The 19,973-nt window shown below is 67.1% G+C and carries 16 protein-coding genes; 7 read left to right on the forward strand and 9 right to left on the reverse strand.

Features of this window, described 5'->3' with window-relative positions:
* Positions 1 to 273 precede the first annotated feature (273 nt).
* From secF to queA, 5 genes are all read right to left on the reverse strand, one after another.
* Positions 274 to 1,254 (reverse strand): protein translocase subunit SecF, encoded by a 981-nt coding sequence (secF, locus tag RCF13_RS02450; protein WP_049413603.1) that lies wholly within the window; start codon positions 1,252 to 1,254, stop codon positions 274 to 276.
* A gap of 16 nt (positions 1,255 to 1,270) precedes the next feature.
* Entirely contained in the window at positions 1,271 to 3,127 is a 1,857-nt protein-coding gene (secD, locus tag RCF13_RS02455; RefSeq protein WP_005416202.1) for a protein translocase subunit SecD, read from the reverse strand.
* A gap of 61 nt (positions 3,128 to 3,188) precedes the next feature.
* Positions 3,189 to 3,533 carry a preprotein translocase subunit YajC gene (gene yajC, locus RCF13_RS02460; protein ID WP_005416201.1) on the reverse strand — a complete coding sequence of 115 codons (345 nt, stop codon included), beginning with the start codon at positions 3,531 to 3,533 and terminating at the stop codon, positions 3,189 to 3,191.
* 134 nt (positions 3,534 to 3,667) lie between these two features.
* On the reverse strand, positions 3,668 to 4,798 hold the full coding sequence (tgt, locus tag RCF13_RS02465) for a tRNA guanosine(34) transglycosylase Tgt (protein WP_014646826.1): 1,131 nt from the start codon (positions 4,796 to 4,798) through the stop codon (positions 3,668 to 3,670).
* 180 nt (positions 4,799 to 4,978) lie between these two features.
* Entirely contained in the window at positions 4,979 to 6,046 is a 1,068-nt protein-coding gene (gene queA / locus RCF13_RS02470; RefSeq protein ID WP_134968678.1) for a tRNA preQ1(34) S-adenosylmethionine ribosyltransferase-isomerase QueA, read from the reverse strand.
* A gap of 210 nt (positions 6,047 to 6,256) precedes the next feature.
* Here queA and RCF13_RS02475 point away from each other — a divergent pair, with 210 nt between their 5' ends.
* Together RCF13_RS02475 and RCF13_RS02480 are read left to right on the forward strand one after the other, a co-directional pair.
* A complete protein-coding gene (locus RCF13_RS02475) occupies positions 6,257 to 7,753 on the forward strand; it encodes an aminotransferase class III-fold pyridoxal phosphate-dependent enzyme (RefSeq protein ID WP_134968677.1) in 1,497 nt (498 codons plus the stop codon).
* 255 nt (positions 7,754 to 8,008) lie between these two features.
* The gene (locus RCF13_RS02480) at positions 8,009 to 8,602 is read left to right on the forward strand and encodes a TIGR00730 family Rossman fold protein (protein ID WP_005416197.1); all 594 of its coding nucleotides are present in this window, start codon (positions 8,009 to 8,011) and stop codon (positions 8,600 to 8,602) included.
* Between the two features lie 19 nt (positions 8,603 to 8,621).
* On the opposite strand, the gene RCF13_RS02485 is transcribed toward RCF13_RS02480, so the two are convergent.
* Entirely contained in the window at positions 8,622 to 11,462 is a 2,841-nt protein-coding gene (locus RCF13_RS02485; RefSeq protein ID WP_231352675.1) for an EAL domain-containing protein, read from the reverse strand.
* 247 nt (positions 11,463 to 11,709) lie between these two features.
* Here RCF13_RS02485 and RCF13_RS02490 point away from each other — a divergent pair, with 247 nt between their 5' ends.
* From RCF13_RS02490 to RCF13_RS02510, 5 genes are all read left to right on the forward strand, one after another.
* The gene (locus RCF13_RS02490; protein WP_231352748.1) at positions 11,710 to 12,228 is read left to right on the forward strand and encodes an RNA polymerase sigma factor; all 519 of its coding nucleotides are present in this window, start codon (positions 11,710 to 11,712) and stop codon (positions 12,226 to 12,228) included.
* On the forward strand, positions 12,225 to 13,220 hold the full coding sequence (locus RCF13_RS02495) for a hypothetical protein (protein WP_061477928.1): 996 nt from the start codon (positions 12,225 to 12,227) through the stop codon (positions 13,218 to 13,220). Before RCF13_RS02490 ends, RCF13_RS02495 begins: the two co-directional genes overlap by 4 nt.
* A 40-nt stretch (positions 13,221 to 13,260) precedes the next feature.
* Positions 13,261 to 13,857, forward strand: coding sequence for a YigZ family protein (locus tag RCF13_RS02500; protein ID WP_061477929.1), 597 nt, complete (start codon positions 13,261 to 13,263; stop codon positions 13,855 to 13,857).
* Positions 13,850 to 15,622: an ABC transporter transmembrane domain-containing protein gene (locus tag RCF13_RS02505; RefSeq protein ID WP_061477930.1), complete on the forward strand. Its 1,773-nt coding sequence runs from the start codon at positions 13,850 to 13,852 to the stop codon at positions 15,620 to 15,622. Before RCF13_RS02500 ends, RCF13_RS02505 begins: the two co-directional genes overlap by 8 nt.
* Positions 15,623 to 15,692: 70 nt before the next feature.
* Positions 15,693 to 15,887: a hypothetical protein gene (locus tag RCF13_RS02510; RefSeq protein ID WP_005416191.1), complete on the forward strand. Its 195-nt coding sequence runs from the start codon at positions 15,693 to 15,695 to the stop codon at positions 15,885 to 15,887.
* A gap of 259 nt (positions 15,888 to 16,146) precedes the next feature.
* On the opposite strand, the gene RCF13_RS02515 is transcribed toward RCF13_RS02510, so the two are convergent.
* The 3 genes from RCF13_RS02515 to RCF13_RS02525 form a co-directional block, all read right to left on the reverse strand.
* Complete coding sequence (locus RCF13_RS02515; protein ID WP_134968926.1) at positions 16,147 to 17,271, reverse strand: prephenate dehydrogenase; 1,125 nt, start codon at positions 17,269 to 17,271, stop codon at positions 16,147 to 16,149.
* Positions 17,268 to 18,176, reverse strand: a complete 909-nt coding sequence (pdxY, locus tag RCF13_RS02520) for a pyridoxal kinase (protein ID WP_061477932.1) — start codon at positions 18,174 to 18,176, stop codon at positions 17,268 to 17,270. The genes RCF13_RS02515 and pdxY overlap by 4 nt, the downstream gene beginning before the upstream one ends.
* Positions 18,177 to 18,739: 563 nt before the next feature.
* Entirely contained in the window at positions 18,740 to 19,939 is a 1,200-nt protein-coding gene (locus RCF13_RS02525) for an MFS transporter (RefSeq protein WP_005416188.1), read from the reverse strand.
* Positions 19,940 to 19,973 lie beyond the last annotated feature (34 nt).

Raw genomic sequence — 19,973 nt, forward strand, 5'->3', positions numbered from 1 at the left:
CCCGAGGCATGCCTCGGGCGGGTTGGGCAGGACGCCCAACCCCGGTCTTGCCGTGTGCGCAGGAAAGCGCACACGAGCAAGCGGCTGCCAAGCCTACACGGACGTACTTGCGGCGTCCCCGCACTCCGACACCGCCCCGCCCACCCACGGAATACTCGCTGTTGCTGTTGCCGGCCAGCGGCCGGCACTACCGTGGGTGCAGGGCTGCAAGCCCTGCACACAAAAAACCCCGCTTGCGCGGGGTTCTCTGTGTGTTGCGTGCAGCGCGAACGCTTACGGGCGACGGGCCAGGGCCTCGACGTCCTTCGCCTTCGGCAGCAGGTCCTGCTTGCTCACGCGCAGCACACCAATCGTCAGCATCGGCACCGCCACCAGGATCGAGGACAGCACCACGATCACCGCGCCGATCATGTGCGTCTCGGCCAGCCCTTCCATCGAGCTGCCGCCGTACAGATACAGGGCAAGCGCCGACAGGAAGAACATCACGGCAGTGATCACCGTACGCGACAGCGTCTGGTTGATCGAACGGTTTAGCACTTCCATCGAGTCCACGCGCAGGCTGCGGAAGTTCTCACGGACGCGGTCGAAGACCACGATGATGTCGTTGATCGCAAAGCCCATCACCGACAGCAGGCCGGCCAGCACGGTCAGGTCGAACTCACGGCCCAGCAGGGACACGTAAGCGACCGTCACGATCAGGTCGAACATCGCCACGATGCTGGCGGTGACCGCGAACTTCCACTCGAAGCGCACCGCGATGTAGATCAGGAAGCCGGCCAGCATGAAGATGGTGGCATACAGGCCATTCATCGCCAGGTCCTTGCCGATCTGCGGGCCCACGAACTCGTTGCGGAGCACGGTGGCCTGATTGTCGGCAGTGGACAACGCCTTCACCACGGCAGCGGCCGTGGCCTTGTCCTCGTGGGCGGCGTCGCCGGTACCCGGAGCATGCTCGCCGTGCGGGGCCAGGCGGATCAGCAGGTCGGTGTTGCCACCGACGCTCTGCACCTGGGCGCCTTCGAAGCCACTCTGCTCGAGCTTGGTGCGGACCTGCTCAACATCCACCGCCTTGTCGAAGCGGGCTTCGATCAGGGTGCCTCCGGTGAAGTCCAGTGCGTAGTTGAAGCCCTTGATGCCGATGATGGCGACCGAGGCCAGGAACACCACGATGGTGACTGCCATGGCGACATGGCGCCAACGCATGAAGTCGATCTTGGTGTCGTTCGGGAGGATGTGCAGCGGAAACAGTTTCATTGTGCGTGTCGTCCCGTCAGATGGCCACGTTCTGGAGCTTCTTGCGGCGGCCGTAGATCAGCGTCGCCAGCGCACGCGACACGGTGATCGCGGTGAACATGGAGGCGAAAATACCGATGATCATGGTCAGCGCGAAGCCCTTCAGCGGACCGGTACCGAATGCAAACAGCGCCACGCCGACGATCAGGCCGGTCAGGTTGGCGTCGAGGATGGTGCCCGAGGCACGCTCGTAACCGGTCACGATCGCCGTCTTGCCCGGCACGCCGGCTCGCAGCTCTTCACGGATACGCTCGTTGATCAGCACGTTGGCGTCCACCGACAGGCCGACAGACAACGCCAGGCCGGCAAAGCCCGGCAGGGTCATGGTGGCACCGAACAGCGACATCACCGCCACTACGATCAGCAGGTTGAACAGCATCGCTGCCGAGGTGATCACACCGAACATGCGGTAGTACACGCTGAAGAACACCAGGGTGAACAGGAACGCGAACACCACCGCGCGCATGCCGTTCTTGACGTTCTCGGCGCCGAGGCTCGGGCCGACCACGCGCTCCTCGACGAAGTCCATCGGCGCAGCCAGCGAACCCGACTTCAGCAGCTTGGCCAGGTCTTCGGCTTCCTTCTTCTGCAGGCCGGTGGTCTGGAAGTTCTTGCCGAACACGCCGTTGATGTTGGCCACCGAGATCACTTCCTCGTTGACCTTGAAGCCACGCACTTCCTGGCCGTCGACGACGGTTACGGTCGGCACGCGCTCGGTGTAGACCACCGCCATCGGCTTGTTCACGTTGGCGCTGGTGAAGTCGAACATGCGCTGGCCACCGACGTTGTTCAGCGTCACGCTGACGGCCGGCGAGCCGCTGTTCGAATCGGTCACCGCCTGCGCACCGACCATCTGGTCGCCGGTGACGATCACGCGCTTGTTCAGCAGGATCGGGCCGCGGCCGTCACGCTGCTGGTAGACCTTCGCTTCCGGCGGAATGCGGCCGGAGTTGATGGCGTCCTGCGCATTGCCTTCAACCACCGCACGGTACTCCAGGGTGGCGGTGGCACCGATCATGCGCTTGGCTTCGGCGGTGTCCTGCACGCCCGGCAGCTGCACGACCACACGGTCGGCACCCTGGCGCTGGATGATCGGCTCGGCCACGCCGAGCTGGTTCACGCGGTTGCGCAGGGTGTTGATGTTCTGCTCGATGGCGCCGTTGGCGATCTGCGTGATCTCGGTCTCCGGCACGGTGACCGTGATGCGGTTGCCGCTGACGTCATAGCCGAGGGTCGGCTGTGCCTTGACCAGCGCGGCGCGGGCACGCTGCGCGGCGTCATCGCCGGCGGATGGGCTCAGGTTGGCCACGATGCTGTTATCGGCGCGGCGTTCCACCGACTGGTAGGCGATGCGCGCGTCACGCAGGGTGCTGCGCACGTCTTCGGTATAGGCATCCAGGCGCTTGTCGAGGGCAGCCTTCTGGTCGACCTGCAGCACGAAATGCACGCCGCCCTGCAGGTCCAGGCCCAGCACCATCGGGCGACCGCCGAGGTTGGCCAGCCAGTCCGGCACGGTCGAAGCGAGGTTCAGCGCCACGGTGTACTTCTCGCCGACGGTGTCACGCAGGGCGTCGCTGGCAGCGGACTGCGACTTCAGGTCCGACAGGCGGACGATCAGGCTTTCCCCTTCCTTTTCGGCACCGATGGTGGCGATGCCGGCCTTTTTCAGGTCGGCCAGCACACGGTCGCGCAGCGCATCGTCGATCTGCCCGCCACGGTTGGCGGTGATCTGGATGGCCGGGTCCTTCTGGTAGATGTTGGGCAGCGCATACAGCGCGCTGAGCGCCAGTACGATCAGGATGACGACGTACTTCCAGCGTGGAAATTCGAGCATTGCTTGGGTCCCGCGCGGCGCCATCCCCGGCGCCGCGGTTGTGCTTCGGAAAGGGAGTGGCTTACTTGGCCGAATCCAGGGTGCCGGTCGGCAGCACGCTGCCGACAGCGCCCTTCTGCACGCGGATGCGCACGTTGTCGGCCACTTCGACGGTGATGAAGTGGTCGCCAATGTCGGTGACCTTGCCGGCGATGCCGCCGTTGGTCAGCACTTCATCGCCGCGCTTGATCTTCTCCAGCATGGCCTTGTGCTCCTTCTGCCGCTTCATCTGCGGGCGGATCATCAGGAAGTACATGATGGCGATCAGGATGATCGGGAACAGCAGCGTGGTCAGGCCCATGCCCTGCGGTTGGCCGCCGGCGGCCTGGGCGTGGGCGGCGGGAATCAGGAAAGCAAGCAGGTTCATCGTTGGTCCTTTGGTTGGGCGGCGCTCCCGTCCCTTGAGGGGCGGGGGTGTCGACCGCGGATCTGGGTCAGCCTTGAAGTATGCCACGGCCCCGGGCGTTCGTCCTTGGGCCGTTCGGCAGGGGGGCGTCGGGGTTACAGCGGCGGGGCCACCGCTCCGCGTGCCGCGTAGAAGGACTCGCGGAAGGCCAGGAAGGTTCCCGCCTCGATCGCGGCACGGATGTCGGCCATGAGCTTTTCGTAATAGAACAGGTTGTGCAGGGTGCCCAGCATCGGCGCCAGCATCTCGTTGCAGCGGTCCAGGTGGCGCAGGTAGGACCGGGTGTAACCGCCGGTGCAGGCCACGCAGCCGCAGCCCGGCTCGATCGGGTCCATGTCCCGCGCGTACTGGGAATTGCGGATGCGAACGGTGCCGAACGAGGTGAAATAGTGGCCGTTGCGCGCATTACGGGTCGGCATCACGCAGTCGAACATGTCCACGCCGCGCGCCACGCCCTCGACCAGGTCCTCCGGCCGGCCCACGCCCATCAGGTAACGCGGCCGGTCGCCCGGCAGCTCCGGATCCAGGTGGTCGAGCATGGCATTGCGCTCGTGCTCCGGCTCGCCCACGGCCAGGCCGCCGATGGCGTAGCCGTCGAAGCCGATCGCCTGCAGGGCGTCGGCCGAGCGGCTGCGCAGGTCGGTGTGCACGCCCCCCTGGACGATGCCGAACAAGGCCGCGTCGTTGCCCAGCTCGTCATGCGCGTTGCGGCTGCGCTGGGCCCAGCGCAGGCTCAGCTCCATGGAACGGCGGGCAACGTCTTCGGTGGCCGGATACGGGGTGCACTCGTCGAAGATCATCACGATGTCCGAATCGAGCACCTTCTGGATCTTCATGCTCTCCTCGGGACCGAGGAACACGCGGGCGCCGTCGGTGGGCGAGGCAAAGGTCACGCCCTGCTCGGTGATCTTGCGTCGATGGGCCAGCGAGAACACCTGGAAACCACCCGAATCGGTCAGGATCGGGCCATCCCAGCGGCAGAAGCCGTGCAGCCCGCCGTGGTCGGCGATGATGTCCAGGCCCGGGCGCAGGTACAGATGGAAGGTGTTGCCGAGGATGATCTCGGCACCCAGTGCACGCACCTGGTCCGGCAGGATGCCCTTGACCGAGCCATAGGTCCCGACCGGCATGAAGGCCGGCGTTTCCACCGTGCCACGCGGGAAGGTCAGGCGGCCACGGCGGGCACGGCCGTCGCGGGTCTGGAGCTGGAACTGCAGTCGGGACATGGAGCGGTCATTCAGGCAAATAGTCGCTCATTGTCTCCCAAAACCGGGGCGACCGCCCATTCAGGCCTGAACGGCACGGCAGTAGAGCCACCACGCCATGCGTGGCTTTCCTGGTCTCCAGGCACCTGCAAGTGCGCACCAATGGTGCGCACCCACCACAAGCAGGCAGAGGTCAGCGCCCTACCCCGCTTGCGGGAACAGCAGCATGGCGTCGCCGTAGCTGAAGAAGCGGTAGCGCTGCTCGATCGCGTGCTGGTAGGCCTCGAACACGCGGTCCTTGCCTGCAAACGCCGAAATCATCATCAGCAGCGTGCTTTCGGGCAGGTGGAAATTGGTCACCATCGCGTCGACGCTGCGGATGCGGTAGCCCGGGGTGATGAAGATCTGGGTCTCGCCGGCGAACGGCAGCAGTTCGCCATCGCGCATCGCGCTTTCCAGCGCGCGCACCACGGTGGTGCCGACGCCGATCACCCGGCCGCCGGCGGCGCGCGTGCGCCGCATCTGCTGCACCAGTTCGGCGCCGACGTTCAGCCACTCGCGGTGCATCACGTGGTCCTTCAGGTCATCGGCGCGTACCGGCTGGAAGGTGCCCGCGCCCACGTGCAGGGTGACGTGGCCGAACTCCACGCCCTTGTCCTTCAGCGCCGCCAGCAGCGGCTCGTCGAAATGCAGGCCGGCAGTCGGTGCCGCCACCGCGCCCACCTCGCGCGCGAACACGGTCTGGTAGCGCTCGCGGTCGTCCACGCCCGGCTCGCGCTGGATGTAGGGCGGCAGCGGCAGGCGGCCGGCGTGCAGCAGCCACTGTTCCAGCGATTCCGGCACATGGAACTGCAGCACGTAGAACTCGCCATCGCGGCCCAGCACCTCGGCTTCGCCACCGGCATCCAGCACGATGCGGCTGCCGGCCTTCGGCGACTTGCTGGCGCCGACCTGCGCACGCGCCTGCTGAGCGCCGAGCAGGCGCTCGATCAGGATCTCCACGCGGCCGCCGCTGGCCTTCTGCCCGAACAGGCGCGCCGGAATCACCCGGGTGTCGTTGAACACCAGCAGGTCGCCCGGCTGCAGCAGCGACGGCAGGTCGCGCACCTGCAGGTCGGTGAAGGCACCGGGCGCCGGTGGTACCACCAGCAGGCGGCTGGCGGAACGTTCGGCCAGGGGAGCCTGCGCGATCAGTTCAGCCGGCAGGTCGTAATGGAAATCGGACTTCTTCAAGGCGGTGGGCGGCAACAGGTCGACAATGGCGCGCATTGTACGTCCAGCGTCTGCGAGCCGGCGCACTTCGCGGCGAACGTCGCGCAAAATGCTGCTATGCAGCAGGTTTCTACGGGGTTATCGCGCAAAAAAACAAGTGCTAGCATCGAACCGGAAGTCCGCTGCACGAGCCTGCCCCAAGCGCGCGTGATGACGCGCGTTTTGCTTTTGATGGCCCGTGCGACCCATTGTTTCAGGAGATCTGCAATGAGCTTCATCGAACGCCTCGCCCCCCTGCGCAACCAGCCCGGCACCCGCCTCACCACCGGCCTGGACGATGCCACCCTGACCGCCCTGTCCGCCAACCACCCGCAGCTGATCGCCGCCGTGGACGCCGCCGCCGAGGAATTCGCGCGTGTGCAGGCCGACCTGGGGCCGCTGCTGGCGCAGGACGAACAGGCACAGATCGACGCGATGCAGGACGGATTCGTCAATTTCTATGCCGATGACGCGGTAACCCCCTACGTGGCGCTGGCCGCGCGCGGCCCATGGGTGGTCACCCTGAAGGGCGCCGTGCTGTACGACGCCGGCGGCTACGGCATGCTCGGCTTCGGGCACACCCCGGACGCCGTGCTGGAAGCCATGGCGCGCCCACAGGTGATGGCCAACATCATGACCCCCAGCCTGTCGCAGCAGCGCTTCATCACCGCCCTGCGTGCCGAGATCGGCCACCGCCGTGGCGGCTGCCCGTTCGCCCGTTTCATGTGCCTGAATTCCGGCTCCGAAGCCGTCGGCCTGGCCGCGCGCATCGCCGACGTCAACGCCAAGCTGCAGACCGATCCTGGCGCACGTCACGCCGGCGCTGCGATCAAGCGCGTGGTGGTCAAGGGCAGCTTCCATGGCCGTACCGACCGCCCTGCCCTCTATTCGGATTCCAGTCGCAAGAGCTACATGCAGCACCTGGCCAGCTACCGCGGCGAGGACTCGGTGATCACCGTGGCGCCTTACGACGAGGCCGGCCTGCGCAAGGTGTTCGAGGATGCCGCGCGCAACCAGTGGTTCATCGAAGCCGTATTCCTGGAGCCGGTGATGGGCGAGGGCGACCCGGGCCGTTCGGTGCCGCCGTCGTTCTATGCCGTTGCCCGTGAGCTGACCCGTGCACACGGCAGCCTGCTGCTGCTCGACTCGATCCAGGCAGGCCTGCGCGCGCATGGCGTGCTGTCGGTGGTCGATTACCCCGGCTTTGAAGGCCTTGACCCGCCGGACATGGAGACCTATTCCAAGGCGCTCAACGCCGCGCAGTACCCGCTGTCGGTGCTGGCGGTGACCGAGCATGCCGCGCAGCTGTACCGCAAGGGCATCTACGGCAACACCATGACCAGCAATCCGCGTGCGCTGGACGTGGCCTGCGCCACCCTGGCCCAGCTGACCCCACAGGTACGCGCCAACATCGCCGAACGTGGCGCCGAGGCCGTGCGCAAGCTGGAACAGCTCAAGAGCGAGCTGGGTGGCCTGATCACCAAGGTGCAGGGCACCGGGCTGCTGTTCTCGTGCGAGCTGGCGCCGCAGTTCAAGTGTTACGGCGCCAACTCCACCGAGGAATGGCTGCGCCAGCACGGCATCAACGTGATTCACGGTGGTGAGAACTCGCTGCGCTTCACCCCGCACTTCGGCATGGACAGCCAGGAGCTGGACCTGCTGGTCGGCATGGTGGGACGTGCCCTGCGTGAAGGCCCGCGCCGCGAGCAGGCCGCGGCGGCGTAAGCCGCCGCTTACGTACGTAGAGCCGAAGGCAGCGGCAGGGGCCGCTGCCAACGTCGCTGGCGACGGCCCGAAGGGTGCCGGTCAGGACGACCGGCATAGCCCATTCTCGGCTGGCCTTTGCCGCGATCTGAACGAAGAGCAGCCGAGCATGGCTCGGCTCTACAGAAGGGCTCATAATCCAAGGACACCCCGTCTCTGACCGCCTTGCGGTCGGTGACGGGGCGTTTTCGTTTCCGGTCAAGAGACAGAAGATCCATGAAATCGATCTGTGTGTACTGTGGTTCCAACGCTGGCAGCAAGCCGGCCTACACCGAACGCGCCATTGCCCTGGGTGATCGCATCGCCCGCGATGGCCTGCGCCTGGTGTATGGCGGCGGCAACGTTGGCCTGATGGGCACCGTGGCCAACGCCGTGCTCGCCGCTGGCGGCGAGGTGACCGGCGTGATCCCGCGCCAGCTGGCCGACTGGGAAGTGGCCCACCGCGGCCTGACCGAACTGGAGATCGTCGGCTCGATGCATGAGCGCAAGTCGCGCATGTTCGACCTCGCCGATGGCTTCGTTGCCCTGCCCGGTGGCTTCGGCACCATGGAAGAGATCTTCGAGATGCTGACCTGGCGCCAGCTGGGCATCGGCAACAAGCCGTGCGCGTTCCTGGATGTGGAAGGTTTCTACGCGCCGCTGATCGGCATGATCGACCGCATGGTGGAAGAGCGTTTCCTGCATCCGGACCAGCGCCAGGACCTCTGGTACGGCTCGGACATCGAGGAAATGCTGGTGTGGATGCAGAACTACCAGCCGGCCCAGGCCTCGAAGTGGATCGACGAGAAACGTCGCTCGGCTCTGCGCTGAAGTGAACCGTCGCGGTGGCTCACGCCAGCGTCCGCGCCCACGGTGCGGGACGGCCCAGCAGGTAGCCCTGGCCATAATCGCAACCGAGTTCGCGCAGTGCCTGCCGCTGCGCCTCGGTCTCGATGCCTTCGCCAATGGTTTCGATGCCCAGGGTGCGGGCCAGTGACAGCACGCCTTCGACCAGCGCGCGCGTGCTCTGCACTTCCGGCCCGTGCAGGCCGGCGATGAAACTCTGGTCGATCTTCAATGTACTGATCGGGAATCGGTGCAGGTAGGACAGCGCAGAGAAGCCGGTACCAAAGTCGTCCAGCTGCACCTGGATGCCACGCTCGCGCAGGCCCTGCAGGATGCGCAGTGTGTGCGGCGCATCGTCCAGCAGCGCGACCTCGGTAATCTCCAGCCGCAGCCGGCGCGGATCGGCGCCAGACGCGTCGAGCAGGCCGAACAGGCGGTCGCTGAACTCGGCCGAGCGGAAATGGCGCGGCGAAACGTTCACCGAGACATAGCTCTGCCCACCTTCGGCCAGGCGCGCGATGACCTGCTCGTAGATCAGCCAGTCGACCTGTTCGATCAGGCCGCTTTCCTCTCCCAGCTCCAGGAACGCGCCAGGCAACAGCAGGCCACGACGCTCGTGCTGCCAGCGGAGCAATGCCTCATGTCCCACCACTTCGCCATCGGACAGGCGCACGATCGGCTGGAAGAACGGAACGAAATCACGGTTGTTGATCGCGCGGCGCAGATCGGCTTCCAGGTCGAGGCTGCGCATGGCCTGTTCACGCATGTCCTCGTCGAAGATCGCGCAGCGGTCATGGCCCTGTGCCTTGGCCCGGTACATCGCCGCATCCGCATCACGCAGCAGTTCCTCGCCGGTACGGTAGCGCGGATTCCACAACGCGATGCCCAGGCTGCCGGATGGGAACAACTCGCGGCCGGCGATCCATATCGATTCCTGCAATGCCAGCAACAAGCGCTGGCCGAAATCCAGCGCCTGTGCCAGGCCCTGCGGGCATTGCAGCACCACCGCGAATTCATCACCGCCCAGCCGTGCCACCACGTCATCGGCACCGGCCATCGATACGATGCGCTTGGCCACCTCCACCAGCATGCGGTCACCCGCGGCGTGGCCGATGCTGTCGTTGACCAGCTTGAAGCGATCCAGGTCGAGGAACAGCACGGCGAACACCGGCCCACCCTCGCGCTTGGCCAGCGCCAGCGCATCCTGCAGGCGATCGAGCAGGTGCAGCCGGTTGGGCAGGCCGGTCAGCGCATCGTGCATGGCCTGATGGGTCAGGCGTTGCTCGGCCCGCAGGCGCTCGCCGATCTGGCCGAGCAGCTTCTCGTTGACCTCGGCCAGCTCACGCGTGCGTTCCTCCACGCGCTTTTCCAGTTCAGCATGCGCCAAACGCAGCCGTTGCTGGTCGCGCTGGCGCGCCAACCCGGTTCCGATGTTCTGCGCAACGAACGTCAGCAGCCGCTGATCGTGCACGCTGAACGTACTGTTCTCGCTGTAACTCTGCACCACGATCGCACCGACCACCTCGTCATCGCGCAGCAGCGGCACGCCCAGCCAGCAATGCGAGCGCGCGCCGGATTCACGCACCTCGCCACTGGCCAGCAGCGCATCGATCTGGGCGCGTGAGGCCAGTAGGGGCCGCCGGTTGCGCACCACGTATTCGGTCAGGCCGCGACTGAACGGACGAGGTGCACGGCTGGCATTGTGCTCGTCCACCGAATAGACGAAGTCCAGGCCGTTGCCGCTTCCGTTCACCAGCGCGATGTAGAAGTTGCGCGCATCGAGCAGGCGCCCGACCACGCCATGCACCTGCCCGTAGAACTGGGCCAGGCTGTCGGCCGACATCGCCATTTCGGCAATGTTGTACAGCGCGGTCTGCAGTTGCTCGGCGCGCCGGCGCTCCGCCACTTCATCCTGCAGGCTGCGGTTGGCACGCTGCAGTTCCAGCGTGCGCCGCTCCACCTGTTGCTCCAGCCGGACCTGCGCCTGGCGCCGGTCCATCGCAGTCTGCACGTGCTGCGCGACAAAGCCCAGCAACGCCCGCTCGGCCTCGCCATAACGGGCCGCCAGCTCATAGCTCTGCACCACGATTGCGCCGCATACCCGGCCATCGCGCAGCATCGGCACACCCAGCCAGTCCAGGCTCTCGGGGCCACGCTGCGGGTCGTGCTCCTGCTCGACCACGCGTGCCAGAAGTTCGCGCGAGGGTCCGCTGAGCGGCTTGCCGTGGCGCAGCAGCGCGACGGTCAGGCTGCGCGGCATCTCGGCGGCGTCATGGCTCTGCGACGGGTCGGCGACGAAATCGTCGACCTGGTCGGCGAAGTACAGGAAGCGGATCTGGTCACGCACATCATCGTATTCAACGATGTAGCAGTTCTCCGCATACATCAGCGTGCCGAGCACGCCGTGCACGTGACGCAGCATCTCCGACATCTCCAGATCGGCGCCGGCCAGATCGGCGATCTGGAACAGCGCCTGCTGCAACCGTTCAGCCTCTTCCAGCGCCTTGATCTGCCCGGCCTGGCGGCCACGCTGCAGTGCCAGTTCCATGGCCTGACGGGCCAGCCCCCACCATGCCGCGGAAGGCACGGCGCCTTCCACCGACAGCTGCAGGCGTGCACCGTCATGTTTCCAGCCATGGCAGCCGTCGCCGATGCCCGGCGCAGTGAACGCGCCTGCCGCCCCGTCGGCCGGCCACCCGTCCTGACCACGCCCGAGCTGCGGGTCGTCCCAGCCGACGCGGACCACAGCCGTTTCCGGCAAAAGCGCATGCAACGCGCGCACCAGCGCCGTGCTCAGCACGGCCTCGTGTGGTGGCTCTTCCGCCGGTTCAGCATGCGTGGACAAATGACAATCTCTTGGCGCCGTCTATGCGTCGCCTCCCCTGAGTCGACGAGCATAGCGCGCCACCCGGGGGGCAATGGAAGCCCGTAAACCCCGAATCGTGCGCCCGTACGTTTTTCCTGCCGTCCGCAGCCCCTTCCGAGCCATGACCCTCGCCCTGCCCGCCCCTGCCACCGGCTATGCGCCATCGCCTGCAGGCCTTACCCTGTACGCCGTGGAAGCCAGCGCACTGCCAACCGATGAAGCCTTGATGCTGGCCTGGGCCGGCGGCGACCTGCACGCGTTCGAAAGCCTGTATGCGCGCCATCGCAAACGACTGTTCGGCTTCCTGCTGCGCCAACTGCGCGACAACGCGCTGGCCGAGGAGATCTTCCAGGACGTCTGGCAGCGGGTGATCAGCGCCCGTGCCGGGTGGCAGCCCGAAGCGGCGTTCAGCACCTGGCTGTTCCGCATCGCCCACAATCGCCTGAACGACCATTGGCGCGCCGCCCGCCATCGCCCTGCCGCGCCGGCCGACGCCGACCTGCGCCTGGCCGCGATCGAGGACGGGCAGACCCCGGAAGCCGAACTTTCCGAATTCGAACAACGTCGCCACATCCAGCTGGCGATGGAGCAATTGCCGCCGGAGCAGCGCGAAGTGCTGCAACTGCGGCTGGATCAGGAACTGAGCCTGGAGGAGATCGGCCAGATCACCGGCGTAGGCCGGGAAACCGTGAAATCGCGGCTGCGCTATGCGATGGACAAGCTGCGTGCGGGATTGAACGCATGAACCGAGACGAACCGCTGACGCCGGAAGAACGCGAGCTGGCCCGGCTGCTCGGCCGTCGCGCCGAGCAGGCACCACCGGCCGCACTGGACGCCGCCATCCTGGCTGCGGCGCGTGCCGCCGTGGACGTTCCGGGTACCGATGTTGCCGCCTCTCCCGAGGCGCCGCGCAAGCAGCGCACAGGCCCGCGTTGGCCAGCGGTGTTCGGCATCGCCGCTTCGATGGTGTTCGCCATCGGCATCGCCTGGCAGCTGCGTCCTGAACCGCCGCCGGTTCCGGCGGGCGAGACTGCTGTTGCCGCAGCACCGGCTGCGGCAGAAGACGTCGCGGCTGCCGATCAGGCCGCTGGAAGTGGTTCGGCCCACAGCGCAGTGGCGGTTGCGGAACCAGCCGCTGCGCCGGCAGCACCCGAGTCCGCCCCTGTTTCCGCTGCCCCGGCACCGGCCATCGCGCGTGCGCACAAGCCTGCGCCGGCCAAGACCGCTGAAGTGCCAGCCCAGGCCGCACGATCCAAGGCTGCGGATGCGGCCGCCGACACCTCCTTTGCGACGCTCCCGCCCGCTCCGGCTGCAGCACCGCCAGCGCCACCTGCACCGACCGCCTACTCGGCACCCGCACCGGCATTCGCGCCTGCAGCGTCCGGGGCAATGAAAGCACGCACGGCCGAGGCCTCGGCAGCCAATGCCGCCGAGGCCTCGGCCGAGCGGGCGCAGGCGCTGGATCGGGTGGAGATCACCTCGATGAAGCGTGAGGCGCCCAGCCGTTCCGCACCGGGCATCATGCGCCGCGGCAGCGATGCGGGCCTGAGCGCGGATGCCGTGCAGGCCGAGGTGGACGCCGACGCGCGACTGCCGCGCCGGCAGTGGCTGCAGAAAATCCGCGCGCGACGCGACGACGGCCAGCGCGATGTGGCCCGCGCCAGCCTGGAGCGCTACGTGCAGCAGTATCCGGAAGCCCGCCTGCCGCGCGACCTGCGCCCACTGCTGGACGACTGAAGCGGACGGGAATACCCGGCAACCCCGTAGAATGGCGGGAATGCTCGATACTCTCGCCCAGCCGGTCAGCCACACGCTGGAAGTCAAACACAGCCGTTTCATCGCCCATGCCGCGCCGATCGAAGGCGCCGCAGCGGCCATGGCGTTCCTGCAGCAGGTCGCGGTGGCCGATGCCACCCACAACTGCTGGGCCTACCGGTACGGCCAGGACTACCGCTCCAGCGACGACGGCGAGCCCGCCGGAACGGCCGGACGACCGATCCTGGCGGCGATCGATGGCCAGGGGTTCGACCGCGTGATGGTGGTGGTGACGCGCTGGTTCGGCGGCATCAAGCTGGGCGCCGGTGGACTGGTGCGCGCCTACGGTGGCGCTGCCGCCGAGTGCCTGCGCACCGCCCCCCGCCTGCCCCTGGTGGCGATGGCCCGGCTGCAGCTGCTGGCCGGCTTCGAGGACCTGGGCACCCTGCACGCCACCCTGCCCGCCTTCGGCGCCGGGAAGCTCGATGAACGGTTCGATGCCAACGGCGTGTGCCTGCGGGCCGAATTGCCGGCCGATCAGGTCGATGCATTGAAAATCCGCCTGCGCGACGCCACCCGTGACCGTATCCGCATACAAGACGACACCCAGGATGACTGACAAGGACGACGCCCCTGCCTCGACCCCGCCGCTGCGCCGCCTCGGCAGCCTGCGGACGTTGTGGCCGTTCGTGCGCCGCCATAGCGGGTTGTTCACCGCCTGGCTGCTGGCCCTGGCGGTCTCTTCGGCCGCCACGCTGAGCCTGCCCCCCGCCGTGAAGCAGATGATCGACCACGGCTTCACCAGCGGTGGCCAGATCAACCGTGCCTTCGCCCTGCTGATGCTGGTGGCGGTGGTGCTGGCGCTGGCGACGGCCGCACGGTTCTTCTTCGTGTCGCTGCTGGGCGAGAAGGTCGTCGCCGACCTGCGCAGCCGCCTGTACGCACACCTGATCCAGCTCGGCGCCGGTTTCCACGACCGCAGCCGCAGCGGCGAACTGGTCTCGCGCCTGACCGCCGACAGCGAACTGCTGCGCAGCGTGGTCGGCTCGACCATGTCAGTCGCCCTGCGCAGCAGCGTCACCGTGGTCGGCAGCCTGGCGATGCTGTTCGTCACCAGCCCGCGGCTGGCCGCGTGGTCACTGCTCGGCATCCCGCTGGCGGTGCTGCCGATCATCATCGGCGCGCGCAAGCTGCGCACGGTTGCGCGCAGCAGCCAGGACCGCATCGCCGATGCCAACAGCCTGGCCAGCGAGACGCTGGGCGCCGTGCGCACGGTGCAGGCGCATGCGCGCGAGCCCTATGAGCGCGGGCGCTTTGACAAGGCGCTGGGCGATGCCATCAGTGCCGCACGCCGGCGCATCGGTGCGCAATCGCTGGTTACCGCCAGCGCCATCCTGCTGGTATTTGGCGCCATCGTTGGCGTGCTGTGGCTGGGCGCGCACGATGTCATCGACGGCCGCCTCAGTGCCGGCACGCTGGGCCAGTTCGTGTTGTACGCGCTGATCGGCGGCGGCTCGGTGGGCGCCCTGGCCGAAGTGTGGAACGAGCTGCAGCGTGCGGCCGGTGGCATGGGCCGTATCGGCGAGCTGCTGCAGGAAGACATCGAGATCCGTGCGCCGGCGCAGCCGCACGCACTGCCACAACCGCTACGCGGCGAAATCCAGTTCGACGACGTGGTGTTCCACTACCCGCAGCGCCCGGATCAGGCCGCGCTGGACCACTTCAATCTGCATGTGCGTCCGGGTGAGACCGTGGCCCTGGTCGGCCCATCGGGCGCAGGCAAGAGCACGGTGCTGTCGATGCTGCTGCGCTTCCACGATCCGGCCAGCGGCCGCATCTGCGTGGATGGCATCGACGTGCGCCAGGTCGATCCGGCCGAGCTGCGCGCGCAGCTGGCACTGGTACCGCAGCAGCCGACGCTGTTCGCAGCCAGTGCACGCGACAACATCCGCTACGGCAGGCTGCAGGCCAGCGACGCCGAGGTCGAGGACGCCGCACGTGCAGCAGAGGCCGATGGCTTCCTGCGGGCATTGCCGCAAGGCTACGACAGTGAGCTGGGCGAACGCGGTGCGCGCCTGTCCGGTGGCCAGCAACAGCGCGTGGCGATCGCCCGTGCGTTGCTGAAGAATGCGCCGATCCTGCTGCTGGACGAAGCCACCAGCGCGCTGGATGCGCAGAGCGAGCATGGCGTGCAGCAGGCACTTGAGCGGCTGATGGCCGGTCGCACCACGCTGGTCATCGCCCACCGCCTGGCCACCGTGCTCAAGGCCGACCGCATCGTGGTGATGGACCAGGGCCGTATCGTCGCCGAAGGTACCCATGCGCAGCTGCTGGCCGAAGGCGGACTGTACGCTGAACTGGCACGACTGCAGTTCATCGATTGATGACGGCCGGCTAACATCGGCAAGACCAAGCTGGCCGCGCACCCGCAGCATCCGCTGAAGGAGGTACGCGATGTCGTTCCGTCAGTTCCCCGCCGTCGACAGTAATGGCGAAAGCCACATCATCATCGAATTCAAGCCCGAGGCGAACGGCAGCGGGCACCACTCCGAAGCCACGCCGCGCTATGAGCTGGATGACGGGCGCCAGCTGGTGCGCAATGGACGCGAGTTCACCACCAGTGGTGGTGAACTGCGGTTGACGATTTGAGGTTCGCCGGGCATGGCCCGGCGCTACCGCATTCGTGCTGCTCCGCGCTCGCGCTACCGGATCTCCATCCTCCGCTCTGGTAGGTGTCGACCTGGGTCGACACGCTTGTCGCCAAAAGCAGTCGAGCATGGCTCGACCCTACAAAGAAGCGTGGCCAATTTTTCGCCAGGCATCTTGACAGCCTTTGCCAGCAAGGGCTGAGCGAGGTTATCCACACATTTGCTCAGGATCCATCCACACCACCTGTGGATGAATGTGGTCAGCCGAGCACCCGCCCGATGCCGCTGGCATCCACTTCCGCGGCCGCCCGGGTGATCGCGGCCGGATCACTGCCGGCGATGAACCCGATGCGGAAGTGCACTTCGCCGCCGGGCGTACGTGAGGAATGGATCGAGGCCAGGCTGATGCGATGCTGCTCGAACACGTTCAGCAGCTCGCGCAGCGAGCCGGGCCGGTCTTCCGGCAGGTGCACCGACAGCGCGTTGCGCTCGGTCAGATCGGCCAGCAGATAGCCCACGCGTTCGAACGTATAGTTACCGTCCGCCAGCGCCTGCTCACCGAAAGCACTGCGATTGGCCGACAGCAGCTGCTCGCGGAAGGCATCACGTGCACGGTCGTCCCCCTGCCCGACCTGCGCCTGCAGGGCCTGCAGCTGGCCCACCAGCCGCTCCAGCATCGGCGCCACATACGGGTTGCCGAACTGGATGTCTTCGTAGATTGCCGGGTTGAGCGACAGGATGCGCGAAATGATCGCCGTATCCAGCTCGAACGATGCCGAACGGTACGGCATCATCGCAGCCAGATCGCCCAGCTGCGGCTGGTACTGGCGCAACACGCCGGCCTGGGCCAGATGGGTGGCATGCACCATCGCCTGCACCAGCGCCATCATCTGGTCGTGGTGCTGCGGCGTGGCCCGCACGCACTCGGCCTGCAGCGCGGCGCACAGCGTATCGACCCACGCCTGCCAGAGCTGCAGCCGCGCTTCGCAGACCACCATCACCCTGCCCTTCAGGGTCGGCGCCTTGGGCGGCGCGGTCATCGGGTGCAGGCCGACCACTTCTGCCTGCGAGGCCAGCATCGCCTGCACCGGCGCCTCCTTTACCGAGGTCACATCCAGCCACAGCCTGCCCTGCTCGCGGCCCGCCGATTGTCGCACGTACTCGGCGATCAACGCCGGGGTGTGCCGGATCGGTGCCGAGAACACCAGCACATCGGCCTGCGCCAGCAGGTGTTCCGGCGTGTGCGAACCTGGGTCGGCCGGATCGTGGCCGATCACCTGCAGCTGCAGGTGCTGCTGGAAGAAGCGGGTCAGCCAGCGCCCGTAGGCGCCAGCGCTGCCGACGATGCCGACCGTGCGCGGCGTGCGTGGGTCCAGGCCGCTCATGCCACGCGTTCGGCGCGGAAGCGCATTCCTTCGGCCAGCGCCGCCGGCGCGGCGGCGACCACGTCGAATTCCTCGAAGCCGTTGTCCAGGGTCGCCTCCAGCGCCGCATGGGTGCCGGCAATCGCACGCGAAATCGCCTGCTGCATCGATTCGCCGCGCAGCAGGAACGACACCACCAGCGACATCAGCACATCGCCGGTACCCGCCACGTCCACCGGCAGCAGCGGCGAGGTCCAGCGCCAGGTTTCCTCGCGGCCGACGGCCAGGGTCACCAGTTCACCCGGGGTGCCGCCCACGCTGTGCGCGATCACCCAATGCGGGCCGCGATCCAGCAGCGTGCGCGCGGCGGCGAGGGCATCGGCCTCGGCCAGCGCCGGCATGCCGGTCAGGCGATTCAGTTCGAAAGCGTTCGGCGTCACCAGCCAGGCATGCGGCAGCAGGCGCTCGGCGAAGATCGCTTCCAGCCCGGGTTCCACGTAGGGGCCGGTGTGCGTGTCACCAATCACCGGGTCCAGGCAATAGCGCAGCTGCGGGCAGCCCGGCAGGATGTCGTCCAGCCAGTCTGCGAAGGCGGCACCGTTGGCGGTGCTGCCGAAGTAGCCGGAAACCAGCATCTTCGCCCGCTGCGGCAGGCCGCGTTCGTGGGTGCCCAGCAGCAGGTCGGCGAACCAGTCGGCCGGCAGCACGCGGCCACGCGTGGTGTCGTAGAACGGCGCGTTGCTGAGAAGCACCGTCGGAATGCTTGCCACACGCACGCCCAGCGCGCGCATCGGCGGTACGGCAGCGCTGTTGCCGGCGTGGCCGTAGACAAGTTGCGACTGGACCGAGATGACATCGATCGGCGACGGGCCGTCGGGCCGCTGGCGGCGGCCGTGGACCAGGTGGTTATCAAGGGATTCGCTCATGGCCGCATTCTACGCCCAAGGGGGTTTTCGGCAGGGCTTGCAGCCCTGCACCTGCCGAAGCTGCAAGCAACGGCAACGGCAAAAGCGAGCTATCCGTGGGGTGGCGGGGCGGTGTCGGAATGCGGGGACGCCGCAAGTACGTCCGTGTAGGCTTGGCAGCCGCATCCATGCGGCTGACACCCCGCACTCCGACACCGCCCCGCCTTCGACAGGTTCACGCGGCTGTTGGTAACTGCGGCTGTTGGTGGGTGTCGACCTTGGTCGACACATCTGTCAGATATCGAATGAATTCATCCACGCATGGCATTTATCTACCGTGTCGACCAAGATCGACACCGACCAGAGCAGTACACCGTTCCGACAAATCGCAGGAAACTGTCGAAGGCGGGGTGGGTCCGGTTGCGGGGGCGTGAGCGCCATGGATGGCGCGACCGAGCCTACAGGGACGTATTCACGGCGTCCCCCGCAACCGGACCCACCCCGCCAATCCACGGATAGCGCGCTTCGTCTGTTGCCGTTGCCTCTGCGGGTGCAGGGCTGCAAGCCCTGCAAACCAAACCCCCTCAGTGAGCAGCAGGCCGCGACGGCGGCAGCCACGCCGCCACGATGCCCAGCAACGGCAGGAACGCGGTCAACTGGTAGACGTACTCGATGCTGGTCCTGTCCGCCAACAGGCCGAGCACGGCGGCACCCAGTCCGCCCATGCCAAACGCGAAACCGAAGAACAGGCCGGACACCATGCCGATGCGGTGCGGCATCATCTCCTGCGCATAGACCACGATCGCCGAGAACGCCGAAGACAGCACGAAGCCGATCAGCACCGCGAGCACCGTCGTCCACAACAGGTCGGCATGCGGCAGCATCAACGCAAACGGCGCCACGCCGAGGATCGAGGTCCAGATGATCGGCTTGCGGCCGATCCGGTCACCCAACGGGCCGCCGAGGAAGCCGCCAGCGGCGGACGCCACCAGGAACGCGAACAGGTGCAGCTGCGCCTGCGCCACCGGAATGCCGAAATGGTGGATCAGGTAGAAGGTGAAGTAGCTGCCGATGCTGGCCATGTAGAAGTACTTGCTGAAGATCAGCACCAGCAGGATCGCCAGCACCTTGGCCACCGTGCGTGGTGGATGGCGCGGCGCCATCGAGGCGGTACTGGCTGGGCGCGGCGTGCCCAGATGCAGCGCGTACCAGCGGCCGACATAGGTCAGCAATGCGATGCCGATCAGGGCCGCGCCTGCGAACCACGACGCGGCATGCTGGCCGTACGGCACGATCACTGCCGCCGCAATCAGGGGGCCCAACGCGGTACCGAAATTGCCCCCCACCTGGAACACCGACTGCGCGAAGCCATGACGGCCGCCCGAGGCGAGCCGCGCGATGCGCGAGGCCTCCGGATGGAAGATCGCCGAGCCGATGCCGACCATTGCCGCTGCCAGCAGCACCATCGCGTAGTTCGGTGCGAAGCCGAGCAACAGCATCCCGCACAGGGTCGAAGCCATGCCGATCGGCAGCGAATACGGTGCCGGGCGGCGGTCGGTGGCTACACCGATCAACGGCTGGAAGATCGACGCAGTGAGCTGGTAGGTCAACGTGATCAGGCCGATCTGGGTGAAGCTGAGATTGAAGCCGCCCTTGATCACCGGATAGATGGCCAGGATCAGCGACTGCATCATGTCGTTGACGACGTGCGAGGTGGAAATGGCGGCCAGCACGCCGGGGGCCGCCGGGCGTGAGGTCGTTGCGGGAGAAGCCAGGGTCGACATGGACGCAGTCAGGTTGGGGGCGAGCCACGCATGC

It is taken from the genome of Stenotrophomonas maltophilia group sp. RNC7, from assembly GCF_030910085.1.
GTDB classification, from domain to species: domain Bacteria; phylum Pseudomonadota; class Gammaproteobacteria; order Xanthomonadales; family Xanthomonadaceae; genus Stenotrophomonas; species Stenotrophomonas sepilia.